The organism is Myxococcus dinghuensis, from assembly GCF_024198235.1.
Lineage (GTDB): Bacteria > Myxococcota > Myxococcia > Myxococcales > Myxococcaceae > Myxococcus > Myxococcus dinghuensis.
Map to the genome: position 1 here is coordinate 36,202 of NZ_JAKCFB010000045.1, position 12,340 is coordinate 48,541.

General features: G+C 72.5%; 10 protein-coding genes. 2 read left to right on the forward strand and 8 right to left on the reverse strand.

Features of this window, described 5'->3' with window-relative positions; translation table 11 throughout:
* Nucleotides 1-110: 110 nt before the first annotated feature.
* From LZ198_RS36160 to LZ198_RS36170, 3 genes are all read right to left on the reverse strand, one after another.
* Nucleotides 111-3,989, reverse strand: coding sequence for a serine/threonine-protein kinase (locus tag LZ198_RS36160; protein WP_253976697.1), 3,879 nt, complete (start codon nucleotides 3,987-3,989; stop codon nucleotides 111-113).
* Nucleotides 3,990-4,004: 15 nt separating this feature from the next.
* Nucleotides 4,005-5,873, reverse strand: coding sequence for an OPT family oligopeptide transporter (locus LZ198_RS36165; RefSeq protein ID WP_253976698.1), 1,869 nt, complete (start codon nucleotides 5,871-5,873; stop codon nucleotides 4,005-4,007).
* A gap of 223 nt (nucleotides 5,874-6,096) precedes the next feature.
* Nucleotides 6,097-6,855 (reverse strand): MerR family transcriptional regulator, encoded by a 759-nt coding sequence (locus tag LZ198_RS36170; protein WP_253976699.1) that lies wholly within the window; start codon nucleotides 6,853-6,855, stop codon nucleotides 6,097-6,099.
* Nucleotides 6,856-6,931: 76 nt separating this feature from the next.
* Between LZ198_RS36170 and LZ198_RS36175 the strand changes: the two genes are divergently transcribed.
* Together LZ198_RS36175 and LZ198_RS36180 are read left to right on the forward strand one after the other, a co-directional pair.
* Entirely contained in the window at nucleotides 6,932-7,435 is a 504-nt protein-coding gene (locus LZ198_RS36175; RefSeq protein ID WP_253976700.1) for a GyrI-like domain-containing protein, read from the forward strand.
* Between the two features lie 208 nt (nucleotides 7,436-7,643).
* On the forward strand, nucleotides 7,644-8,852 hold the full coding sequence (locus tag LZ198_RS36180; protein ID WP_253976701.1) for a hypothetical protein: 1,209 nt from the start codon (nucleotides 7,644-7,646) through the stop codon (nucleotides 8,850-8,852).
* 11 nt (nucleotides 8,853-8,863) lie between these two features.
* On the opposite strand, the gene LZ198_RS36185 is transcribed toward LZ198_RS36180, so the two are convergent.
* Genes LZ198_RS36185 through LZ198_RS36205 form a run of 5 tightly spaced genes read right to left on the reverse strand, consistent with a single transcriptional unit; the run spans nucleotide 8,864 to nucleotide 12,331 of the window.
* A complete protein-coding gene (locus LZ198_RS36185) occupies nucleotides 8,864-9,868 on the reverse strand; it encodes a carbohydrate kinase family protein (RefSeq protein ID WP_253976702.1) in 1,005 nt (334 codons plus the stop codon).
* A gap of 52 nt (nucleotides 9,869-9,920) precedes the next feature.
* Complete coding sequence (gene recO, locus LZ198_RS36190; RefSeq protein ID WP_253976703.1) at nucleotides 9,921-10,655, reverse strand: DNA repair protein RecO; 735 nt, start codon at nucleotides 10,653-10,655, stop codon at nucleotides 9,921-9,923.
* Between the two features lie 9 nt (nucleotides 10,656-10,664).
* Nucleotides 10,665-11,051, reverse strand: a complete 387-nt coding sequence (locus LZ198_RS36195; protein WP_253976704.1) for a helix-turn-helix domain-containing protein — start codon at nucleotides 11,049-11,051, stop codon at nucleotides 10,665-10,667.
* Nucleotides 11,052-11,069: 18 nt separating this feature from the next.
* Nucleotides 11,070-11,831 carry a social motility TPR repeat lipoprotein Tgl gene (tgl, locus tag LZ198_RS36200; RefSeq protein ID WP_253976705.1) on the reverse strand — a complete coding sequence of 254 codons (762 nt, stop codon included), beginning with the start codon at nucleotides 11,829-11,831 and terminating at the stop codon, nucleotides 11,070-11,072.
* A 35-nt stretch (nucleotides 11,832-11,866) separates the two neighbouring features.
* Nucleotides 11,867-12,331 carry a social motility and stimulation tgl protein gene (locus LZ198_RS36205; RefSeq protein ID WP_253976706.1) on the reverse strand — a complete coding sequence of 155 codons (465 nt, stop codon included), beginning with the start codon at nucleotides 12,329-12,331 and terminating at the stop codon, nucleotides 11,867-11,869.
* Nucleotides 12,332-12,340 lie beyond the last annotated feature (9 nt).

The window sequence follows — 12,340 nt, forward strand, 5'->3', positions numbered from 1 at the left end:
GGTCCGGGCCAGTGGCCCTTCGCCGAGTGTCCCCGGGAGGATGAACAGGGGGAGACGCAGGAGGTTGTAGCGCGGAGAGCCACAGACACGGGGACTCGTGACATGGGGCGCTACAGGCGGCGCAGGGCCGCGCGGAGGGAGTCCAGGCGCGGACGCCACAAGGGGGCGGCCTCCACGGCGCGCTCGGCGCGTTCGAGCCAGGCGCGGGTCTGGGCCCCGAGTCCGGCGGCGAGCGAGGAGCGCGCGGCCTGCAGGAGCAGCTCGGCCATCTCGTCGGCGGAGGCGAGCGCCTCGGCCTCCTTGGCGAGTGCGTCCCAGGCCCCGGGGTCGTGGGAGGCGCCGTGCCCCTCGGCGCCCTGGACCTGGAGCTCCACCAGGCGGCGCATGATGGCGGTGGGCGGCAGGGAGTCCGGGGGACAGTGCTCCTCGATCCACCGGAGTTGTCGCGAGGCGGACTCCCAGTCACCCAGGGCCGCGTCGATCCGCGCCAGCAGCAGCGCGTCGACGGGCACCGGGTGCTCGAGGAAGAAGCGCATGCCCAGCTCATGGGCACGGCGGGCCAGGAGGACGCCCTCCTCCAAGCGGGCCTGCATGTAGAGCACCTCCGCCAGGTTGAAGGTGGACCAGCGCTCCACCTGGGCGTGCCCCAGTTCGCGCCCCAGGGCCATCGCCCGGCGCAGGTCCTCCTCCATGCGCGTGACGTCGCCCTGACGCAGCCACAGCAGCACGCGGTTGATGAGCGTCGCGGACAGGTGCAGCGCGTCCCCGGCCTGTTCGCAGCGGTCCACGGCCTCCTCGAAGCGGGAGGCGGCCTCCTCCGCGCGATCGAGGAACGTCAGCGCCGAGCCCAGGAGCGCCAGGGCCACCACGTGGGTCTCGTGCTCCCGGGCCCGCTCGGCGCCCTCGACGGTCGATTCGAGCACGCGCGCCGCGGCGCTCCACTCGCCCTGGCGCACGTGCAGCCGGCCTCGGGCGAGCGCGCAGCGCAGGGACAGGCGCGGATCGTCCAACTGCTCGATGCGCTCCAGCGCCTCGCGCGCGCAGGCGGTGGAGCCCTCCACGTCCTCCATCCAATCGCGCGTGGTGGCCTCCTCCAGCAGCAGGTCCACCGCGAGCGTATGGCGCCCCCGGGTCTCCGCCAGCGCGCGCGCTTCCGCCAGGTCCACGAGCCCCTCGCGGAAGCGCTGGAGCCGGTGGCGCACGCGTCCCCGCCCCGCGAGCGCGAGCATCCGCCGCTCCACGTCCCCCTCCGGCAGCAACGCGAGGGCGCGCGTGTAGTGCTGCTCGGCCTCGACGGGCTGGTGCGCGCGGCGCGCCTCCTCGGCGAGGGCCAGGAAGGCGGTGCTCGCCTCGTCGTGAGCCCCGCTCCCCGCGGCGTGGTGGGCGCGACGACGGCGCGCGGTCGCGCTGTCGCCGAGCGCCGTCCGGAGCGCGGCGGCATGGAGGGCCCGCCGCGTCGCCACGGGCGCCAGGACCTCGAGCGCCTCGCGCAGCAGGGGGTGGCGGAAGGCGAAGCGGCCCAGCCCCAGGGGACGCAGCAACCCCGCGCGGACCAGACGTTGGAGCCCCGCGCCCGCGTCCAGGGCCGACGCCGTGCGCGACAGGTCCTCGCGCGAGTCGAGGTGATGCAGCGCCGCGTCCACCTGGGCGACCTCCAGCTCCGTGCCCAGGACGGCACACAGCCGCGCCAGCGTCCGGTGCGCCTCGGGGAGTCCTCCGAGCGCGCGGGCCGCGAGTCGTTCGAAGAGCGGCGTCACGGACACGTCGAGCAACGCGTCCGAGGCGATGTACCAGCCGCCCCCCTGCGCCACCCGCAGCGCTCCCGCCGCCCGCAGCGCCACGGCCAGCTCCACGAGCGACAACGGCACGCCCTGGGCGAGCTGCTCCAAGCGCGCGAGCACTGGCTCCGGCACGTGCTCCGCGGGTCGGAGCAGGGCCGACAGCAGCACTCGACTCGCCTCCGGCGTCAGTGGCGGGAGCACGTGACGGGAGGACATGGCGCTGCGCTCGCCCAGGTGGGGCCGCAGTCCGAGCAGCGCGGGTCGCGCGGAGGTGCACACCCACAGACGCGCCTCGACCCCGGCGAGCGTCGCCATCTCCAGCGCGTCGAGGCTGGTGGGGTCCGCGAGGTGCGCGTCGTCCACCAGCAGCACCCGGGGCAGCTCGCGCGCGCGGTGCTGGAGCGCGTCCGCGAGCTGGCGCGCGGCGGCGTGACGTGCGTCCGTGAGCGGCGCGCCGGCGATGCGAGCGCCCGACTCCAGCGGGCTCCCGCCCTCGCCCACCTCCGCCCGGAGCTGCTCCAGGAGCGTCTCGGGACCGGTCGCATCCGGGCCCGGCGCGCGCAGCCGCACCACCCGCACGTCGCCGCGAGCCTCCAGCCTCACGGCCAGCGCATCGAGGACCCGGGACTTCCCCTGCCCCACGTCTCCCGTGAGCACGGCGAAGCCGGGCCTCCCGCCGCCCAGGCTGCGCAGGACCTCCAGCTCCAGCGCGTCCAGCGACGACTCGCGCCCCACGAGCGGCGGCGGCTCCGAACCCGAGCTGGAGACGCCGTGGTCGAGGAGGCGCCGGTGATGGGGAGCGGCCTCGGGAGCCGCCCCCACGTCGTCGGTCACCGCCTCGGTGGCGCTGGCGTCGAGCCGCGCGGCGGCCGCGGGCGTGACGCGTGTCGCCCCCAGCTCCCAGGTCGCGGGCCACCAGTCCTCGGGGGACTCCAGCGCGGCGCCCGCGAGACGCATCGAGGAGACTCCCGCGAACACGCTCAACTCGGCCAGGTGGAGGATGGCCGCCGACTCGCCCTCCTCGACCAGGCGCCGCGCCGCGAGCGCGCCCGCGCGCAGATTGGCTTCCCCCGTGGGCGCCTCCGCGAAGGCGATGAGGTAGCCGTGAGGGCGCACGCGCGCGATGACGCCACCTTGCGGCTCCAGCGCGGCCAGCACGCCGTCCAACGGCAGCCGCGTCGACAGCCCGAGCAGGGCCACGGAGCGGAGCCCTGTCTCCGAGGATGGAGTCGCGGTGGAGGCCGGACTCACGACGGGCGCGGCGGCGTCCGGCGACGCGGTGGAGCGGCACGCGGCATCGAAGGCGGCGAGCACGTCCGGCGCGCGGGCGAAGCGCTCCGTGGGCGACTTCGCCAGACAGGCGCGCAGCACGTCGTCGAGCGCGGTGGGGACGGCCGCGCGCTCCGAGAGGCGCGGGGGCCTCAGGCTGACATGGCCGTGGCGGATCTCCTCGGGACTGCCGACGAACGGGGGCGCGCCGGAGAGCAGCTCGAAGAGCAGGATGCCCAGCGCGTAGATGTCCGCCGAGGGGCTGGCCAGCCGCGCGTCGAGGCACTGCTCGGGGGCCATGTACAGCGGCGTACCCAGGCGATGCCCGGCGGGGGTCGCCCCGGTGGGGAGCTCGTCGCCACGCTCGAGGGACTCCTCGCCGTCGTAGAACCGCGCCAGCCCGAGGTCGAGGAGGCTGAGCGTGCCACCCTCTCGCAGGAAGATGTTCTCCGGTTTCAGGTCGCGGTGCGCGAGCCCCGCGGCATGCACTCGCTCGAGGGCGGGACACAGCGCCGCCAGCAGCTCGCGCGTCCGGGGAAGCGACGCGGCGCCGGCGCCGGGGAGTGACGCCATCCACGCGGCCAGCGTCTGGCCGTGCAGGTGCTCCATGACGAGGTAGGGGCGCCCCCGCAGCATGCCGTGCTGGAGCAGCTCCGGAACCGTCGGCGGCCCCACGCGGCGCAGCGCCGCGGCCTCACGGGCGAAGCGCTCGTGGTGGGGCCCCTGCCCCATCTTCAGCGCCACCTCGCGGCCGTCGACGTCCCGGTACGCGGTGAACACGCGTGAGAAGCCGCCCTCTCCCAACAGGGCGGCACTGCGCAGGCCGGGCACCTCCGGAAGCGGCGGAGACTCCGCCAGGGCTTCCAGCCGAGGGCGCGAACCGTGCACGGGGCACGCCGCGCCTGGGGACAGGCGTCGGTGGCAGTTCGGGCAGCGCATCGTCGGAAGACAAGGCTACCAGAGCGTTCGCCACAGGACGATGGCGACCCCCACCAGCCCCTCGCCCGCGATGAGCCCCGCGGAGAGGGGGACCAGCCGCCGCTCCGACAAGGCGGGTCGCGCGCGTCCCACCACCGCCGTGGCGGCACCTCCCAGGAAGAGGCACAAGGCGTAGGACGGCGTCAGCAGACACGCCAGCGCCATGCCCAATGGAGAGGGGACCCAGCGGCTCGCTCGGACAGGGAGCAGCCGCTCCGCGACCGCGAGGACCGCCGCCGCGACCGCCGCCCACAGCACCGCGGAGCGCGTGATGGGCCCCAGGCTGTCGAGCCCCATCGCCAGGACCCGGGCCATGCCCGCCGTGACGAACGCCGCGGGCGCGGGGAACTGCTCCGACCCCAGGACGGCCCGCTCCGGCACGAGCAGGAAGAACAGCGGCACGGCCGCGAGCGCGCCCACCAGCGTCCCCAGCAGCTGCGCGAGGAACAACCGGCGGGGGTTCGCGCCCAGCAGGTGCCCCGTCTTGAGGTCGGTGAGGAGGTCGGCCGACGCGGAGGCCGCGTTGACGGTGATGCCCGCGGTGGCCAGGTTGGCCTGGACGTTGTTCGGCAGGAGCATCCCGTAGGTGACCTGGGTCACCTGGCTCAGCGCCCCCACGGGCGCCGCATCCGTCTCGCCGGCGACGCGGCAGGAGATGAAGCACAGCAGGAAGGAGAGCGCGACGGCGAGCGCCGCGTGTCCCACCGGCACACCGAAGCCCACGTGCGCGACGACGACGGCACCGGGCGCGAGCAGGGCGACGCCCGCGAGCCACCAACGCCGAGGCACCTGGACCGCGTCCACCGGATGCGGCGCGGAGGCCCGTCTCGAGAAGAGTCCCTGGAACCCGCGGCGCAGGACACGCGCGTCCCAGGCGAAGTGGACGAGCGACGCCACGGTGAGCGCCGCCGCGCCAGGCCACACGCTCCAGGCGAGGAACGGCTCCTCCTTGTCCGAGACGAGCCCCGCGCCGAGCAGGCGTGGCGCCACGACGCCATGGAGGAGGATGGCGCCGAGCCACAGGGACGTGGTGACCCGAGGCCCGAGCAAGGCCCCCGCGCCCAGCGGCAGCAGGCTCGTCTCCAGGCCGAACCCCAGTCGCTCGAGCGAGATGCCCCCCAGTCCACCGGGGAATGGAAGCGCCATGGGGAGCCGTCCGAGCCCGTCGCGAACGAAGGTGACGACTCCGGCCACGGCGCCGCCGAGCCCGAGCATGCGCAGGCGCACAGACGCATCGGGGTCGGTGCCATGCAGCGCGCGGATGGTGGTCGCGGCGGCGGTCCCCGAGGCGAACGGCAGTTGTTCGTGATCCACGAGGCGGCGCTTGAAGGGTACGGCGAAGAGCACGCCCAGCGCGGACAGCAGGAAGGTCCAAGCCAGCAGGATGATGGGCGACGGATGCTGGCCGGTGACGATGAGCCACGCCCCCTGCACGGAGACGAGCGCCCCGCCAGTGGCATAGCCCGCCGCGGACGCCACCGTCTGCGCGCTGCACGTCTCGAGGGGAGACAGGGGTCGTCCGGCCACGCCGGGCGCCACCCGCCGAGCGAGGCCATGCGACGCATGCGCGAGCAACGCGGCGGTGATGGCGACACCGAAGGCCATCCCCGTCTTCAGGCCCACGTAGAGGTTGGTGGCGCAGGTGAGCACGCCGATGACGGCGCCGAGCACCACCGAGCGCGGCGTGAGCTGCGCGAGCCGGTCCCCTTGGTACACGTTCGAGTACCAATACGTATCCGCGTCCTCGGGCGTCTCGCCGGGGATGCTCACGAGCGTCAGCGAGGCGGGCGTCAGGTCCGACGCAGTCGCAGTCTCTTCCGGCGGATTCGGTGAGGGCCGAGCCATGGGCATGCCCATCCTTTCACCCGTCCCCCATCCAGGACGAGTCCCCCTCGTCCCTTTCACCCGACGCGAAATGCAACGGGACGGCCAGCAGTCGGAGAACCCCGGCACCGCATCCAGAGAACGTAGCGTGGCCTTCCACGCGCCGAGGTGACATCGCGGGAACACGCCTTCCACGAACGGAGCGCCACGCGACGGCGCGCGTTCGTCGACGCGGCGCGGACCTTCACCGCGCGGCGTGACGTCTCACGGAGATCATGAGCAGGTAGCGGTCCGCCGTGCCCGGCAGGTAGCGCTCCAGGTGGGGTCCTTCCGGAAAGAAGCCCAAATCGTCCAACAAGCGGAACACCCGGTGCGCGGCGACGTCGTCACGCAAGCCACATTCGAGGGTCGCGAAGAGCGTCGGCGGAAGTTCCTGGCGACGTGCACCGGGCGGCGTCCTGCGCCCCGCCTTGACGCGGAAGCCGACCTCCCCCACGAGCTGTCCCCCGACGCGGTCGAGCGTGCGGACATAGCCGCTCGTGAGGACGGTCGTGCCCCGGCGCTCGAGTTCCCGCTTTCGCATCACGACCGCGTCGAGGAAGGGCAGCGGTCGCTCGGGGGCCGTCGCCGGGAACCAGACGAGGACCGAGGGGTCACTCCAGTGCTCCAGGTGCAGGAGCGGTCGGGCGGAGTCGAGTCCGCGCAGGTATTGGTCCGCCACCTGGAGGGAGAGCAGCCTCGCGGCCATCTCCTGCCGCCACGTGGTGAGCAGGGCTTCGCGCGCACGCGCGTCTCGCCGGAGGAACTCGCGGATGGCGGCCAGGGAGATGCCCGCGGCACGCAGGCTGCTGATGAAGCGTGCCTCCGCGACCTGCGAGGCGGCATAGGCGCGATAGCCGTTGTCCCAGCGGCGCGCGGGCTTCAGCAATCCCTTTCGCTCGTAGAACCGGAGCGCGCTCGCGGACAGCCCGCTGCGGTCCGCGAACTGGGAAATCGTCAGCATGCGGAGGTTCTCTCCTTGAGCTTCAACCTGCTTCAAGGTGCAGGGTACGGGCACGATGTCTCCCCGAGGAAGCCCCATGCACGTCACCGTCAGCTCGCGGCACGCGTTGAAACTGGTCGGTCTCAAGGTCGTGGGTCGTCGCAGCGAACTGAGCCACCGCGTCCCGCTCGCCTGGACGGAGCTCGTCGCTCGCGCGGACACCCTCCCCCATCGCGTCGACACCAACGTGTTCTACGGCGCCTTCCCGGAAAGCGACCATCTGGGCGCGAGCGAGGACGGCGTCTACACCTACAGCGTCTGCGCGGAGGTCAGCGAGTTCGGCCCACTGCCTCGGGACTTCATCACCCACGTCGTCCCTCCGCGCGACTACGCGATGCTGCGCGTGGTGGGCACCGCGGAGGCAATCGAGGCCGCGTACCTGGGGCTCGCTGACTGGCTGCGCGACCACTGCAGGACCCCGGATGGCGAGGCCCTCGCGCTCGAGCGCTATGACGTCCGCAAACAGCGGGTCACTCCGCCCTACACGACCTTCGACTACGAAATCCTCAAGCCCCTGCGCCCCGAACCTCCCTCCCGCTGACGACGGAGAGGACGCATGTGCCTTGCTTGCGCACAGAGGCGTTTCCTAGCCTGTCCGCATGCACACGACATCCTCGATTTCGCACCTCCTCGGGCTCGGGTTGCTCCTCGCGGGAGGGGGGGCTTCGGCGGCCGCTGGGCACGCAGGCGCTGACGAGTCCCTGGTTCCCACTGCCGCGCCCCGGACCTGGACGACGAAGGTCGAGGGCATGGAGGGCGTGGGGGACGTGGCGGTGCAGGCCGACGGGCACACGGCCATCCTGGGGACCCAGGGCTACGACCTGGTCGTGGCGCGCTTCGATCCGAACGGACAGTTGCTCTGGCGGCGGCGCATCGGTGACGCCAACTACCAGCAGGGCACGGGACTCGCGCTCGACTCGGGGGGGAACCTCGTCATCACCGGCGATTACTGGGGCGAGGTGGACTTCGGCGGAGGGCCCCTGCCCTGCCGCGGCGAGCCGGGCGTCCCGCGCACGTTCGTGGCGAAGCTCGACACCTCCGGCGGGCACTTGTGGAGTCGCTGCTTCAGCGACGGCGGGCAACAGCAGACGGGCAGCATCGTCGTCGGGCCGAACGACGACGTGCTCGTCGGCGGCTACTTCGCGGGCACCATCGACTTCGGTGACGGTCCCATCCCCGCCAACGGCACGGCGAGCCAGTTCGTCGCCCGGCTCTCCGGCGCGGACGGGGCCACCGTCTGGAGCACCCTCTACGACGCGGGAGGCGTGAGCACCCTGGGCTCCATCTCCGTGGACGCCGAGGACAACGTCGTGGTGGCCGCCGCGTTCCTGAACCAACTGACGTACCGGGGCGTGCCGATGATCTCCACGCCGGGCTTCAACACCTTCGTGATGCGACTGGACGCGCACGGCAAGCCGCTGTGGGCCAGGGGCTTCGGCGCGGCGAACGCGCAGACGCTCTGGCGCATCGCCACGGACGACGACGGGAACATCGTGGGCGCCGGGGCCTTCATCGGCTCGGTGAACTTCGGCGGCACGACGCTCTTCAGCCCGGACGGGGACGCCTTCGTCGTGTCGCTCGACGCCGACGGCCGACACCGCTGGAGCCGCAGCTTCGGCGGTGCCGGCTTCGACTGGGCCTATGACCTCGCCGTGGACGTCGAGGGCAACGCCCTGGTGACGGGCTCGTTCAGCAGTGCCATCGACTTCGGCTCCGGGAGACTGACGAGCCAGGGGGGCGAGGACATCTACGTCGCGAAGCTCGATCGCGAGGGACAGGCCCGCTGGAGCCGCGGCTTCGGCAACAGCGGCAACCAGTCCGGCCTTCGCGTCGTCCCCGCGGGCCGTTGGGACGCGGTGCTGTGGGGGCGCCTGTCGGGGACGCTCGACTTCGGCTCGGGCCCCGTGAGCGGCTTCTCCCCGTCGGACACGTTCCTCACGCGCATCACCCCTCCGTGAGGCGCCGGGCCCTAGCGTGAGGCGGGGCGCACGGGCATCACCTGGATGAGTTCCTCCGCACGAGGCAACCCCTCCACCGCGCCCAGCTTGCCCACGACGCGCGACCCCACTTCACAGGCGAACGTGAGGAGCGTCTGAAGCTCCTCGCGCGTCGCGGCCTGCAGCGCACGGGCTCCGCCGTACCAACCGACCAATCCGTGCAGCAGCCCCGCGACGAAGCCATCCCCCGCGCCCGTGGTGTCCACCACCTCGACCCGCGGCGCGGGCACGTGCAGCCGCTCACCCTTCCACAGCACCAACGCGCCCTGCGCGCCCAGCGTCACGACGGGCAGCGCCACGCCCCAGCGGGCGAGCCGCTCGAGCGCCTCTTCGGGGGACTCGGTGCCGGTGACGAAGCCGATCTCGTCCTCGGAGAGCTTCACCACGGTGCACAGGGGCAGCATGCGCGCGAGCAGGGCCTTCAGCTCGGTCGTGTCCTCCCACGCGTGCAGCCGCAGGTTCGGGTCGCAGCTCACGAGGAGCCCCGCCTCCCGCGCCACGCCGAGCATCCTCACCGTGGCCTCCCGCGCCGCGTCCTTCTGGAGGGAGTTGGAACCGCAGTGCACCGCCCGCGCGCCGCGCAGGAAGGCCGGGTCCACGTCCGCCTCGCCCAGGAGGAACTCCGCCGAGCGCGTGCGGAAGAAGGTGAAGCTGCGCTCCCCCTTCGCGTCGAGGGAGATGAACACCAGCCCCGTGCGGGCCTCCGCCGTCTGCCGCAGATGGCTGACGTCCACGCCCTCCGAGGCCAGCCGGTCTCGCAGGAAGTGTCCGAACTCGTCCGCGCCCACCACGCCGAGCATCGCGGAGCGAAGCCCCAGGCGCGCGAGCCCCACGGCCACGTTCGCCGGAGAACCCCCTGGGCACGGGCGCCACGCCTCCACCTCGCGCACGCGCCTGCCCGGCGCGGAGGGAAGGAAGTCCACCAGCGTCTCGCCGAAACACACCACGTCCAGCGGCGGCACACCCGACTCGCTCATGGCTTCTCCTCCCCGCTGTCCGCGCCCACTCGTACGAAGGGCGACGGGAACGTCAGTCCAGCCCCACCTGGGCCATGAAGTCCACGCTCTTGAGGCGCCGCCCGAGGTGATGCGCGATGAAGACGTTCAGCAGCCCCCGGGCCCGGGCGCGCAGGTCGGCGGGCAGCGGCGTGCGCTCCCCTTCCTGGAGCGCGCGCAGCCCGGACAACAGGGCCGCGGGCACCGCCACCGCCTCGCGAGCGCGGCCGCTGCACGGCTCGCACACGGTGCCACCATGGGCCTGGTCGAACCGGGGATGGGGACCGGGCTCCCGCCCGCAGAGAGAACAGGAGTCGAAGCGCGGCATGAGGCCCGCGTGCGCCAGCGCGGACAGCTCGAAGGCCAGCAGCGACGTGGGCCCCGCCTCCTTCGCGTCCAGCCGGGCCAGGTAGCGCTCCAACAGGACGAAGAGCTCCGGGTGCGGCTCGTGGTCCCGCGTCAGCTCGCGCGACAGCTCCACGGCGTACAGCGCGCGGGCGATGAGGGACAGGTCCTCACGGGCCGCGTAGTAGCCGGCGACGATGTCCACCGAGTCCAGGCGTACGGTCGAGCCGCGCGTCTCCACCAACTGCGCGCGCAGCCGCATGAAGGGCTCCAGCGCGCCCGCGAAGCGGCGCTTGCTCTTGCGCGCGCCGGCGGCAAAGGCCGTCAGCTTGCCGTGCTCACGCGTCAGCAGCGTGACGAGCCGGTCGGACTCGCCATAGTCCACCGTGGACAGCACGAGCGCGTCGTCGTCGTAACGCTCCATGGGCGGGGTTCAACGCAAGGGGCTGGCGGGAAGCTTCCCGCTGAGCATCAGGAAGACGTAGACGCCCAGCGCCACGGCCGCCAGGAGCAGCGTCAGGCCCACGTACGCCCGCTTGCGGCGCTCCTGCTCGAGCTGCGCCGGCGACGGCGCTGGCACCGCGCGGTCCACCTCCTCGTAGCGCAGCACCGCCTCCTCGGGGGACAAGCCGATGACCTGCGCGTAGGCCTTGATGTAGTTCACCACGAAGATGCGCGAGGGAAGCCGCTCCACCTGCCCGGCCTCCAACGCCGCGATGAGCGTGGGGGGAATCTTCGTCTCCCGCGCGACGTCGTCGCGCGAGAGCCCTCGGAGCTCCCGCTGCTGACTGAGGTACTTGCCGAAGTCGACGTGGTCCACGGGGCCCCAGATAGCAGACTAGAGCTTTTCGAGCAGCCTCCGGCAGTCGTCCTTGAGCTGTTGCTCGGCGGGCTTCGCCTTCGCCTCACACGCCGCGAACGCCTGCTTGGCCACCTCCGCCTCGCCCAGCTTCGCCCGGCACACACCCTCGCGCAGGTACGCCTCGGCCACGTCGGAGCAGTTCTCCCGGAACCGGGTGAACTGGCGGCACGCGTCCTCGGAGCGCCCCGTCTCGTCGTAGATGATGCCCAGGCTGCGGTAGCCCAGGCAGAAGGAGGGGTTGGTCGTCACCGACGCCTTGAGGCTCTCCACCGCCCGGTCCGTCTGGCCCTTCTTGTACAGCGCCCACCCCATGTTGCCCTGGGCGATGAAGGGGGTCGGATAGAGCATGTCGTTGAGGGACTGCTCGTAGAGCTTGATGGCCTCGTCGTAGCGCCCCTGGTCCAGGTGGACGTTGGCCAGGTTGGTCCGGGCCTCGGAGAACGTCGGGCGCACCTTCAGCGCGCGCTCGTAGTGCTTGATGGCCTCCGCCGGCCGAGAGAAGGCCAGGTGCAGCAGGATGCCGATCGCGTTGTTGGCCTCCGGATAGTCCGGGTCGTTCTCCAGCGACACCTGGAGCTCGCGCAGCGCCTCCTGGATCTGCCCCTGCTGCTGGGCGACGAGCGCCAGGTCGTAATGGATTTCCGCGCTGCGCCGCTCCTTCTCGGAGGGGGTGTGGGCACAGCTGGCGAGCGCCAGCAGGAGCGTGGCGGCGCAGGACGCGAGGACGGGGCGGACCATGGGAACCAATCTCGACGACAGGGGTGGATGCGGGCTCAGAAGGCCGCCAGGAAGCGGCCCAGGGTGGTGGTGACGTTCTTCTTCTCTTCCGCGCGCGCCTTCACCGCGGGCACCTGCTTGGGGTCCTTGAAGAAGACCGGCAGCGTCTTGAGCAGCTCGTCCTGCTGCTCGGGCGGCTGGGTGCGCCAGTTGGCGTCGTCCATCATGAAGCCGAGCGACTCCACGAAGCCGAGCGCGTCGCCCTCGTCGTCCCGGTACTCGTCGCCCGTCATGTTCCGGCGGCCGGACAGGTACACCGCGCAGTCCTCGGCCTCCGCCAGGTAGAGGTACACGAACACCGCCGCGCCCTGCGCGCCCCGCAGGCCCACCACGAAGGCCTGCGCGGGCCCGGCCTGCTTGCCGGGGATGGCCACGTGCGGCGTGTTGAGCGAGGTGTGCAGCGCGAGGATCTGCTCCCGCGTCGCGGGAAGGCCTCGATAGCGCTCGTCCAGGTTGAACACGACGTGTCT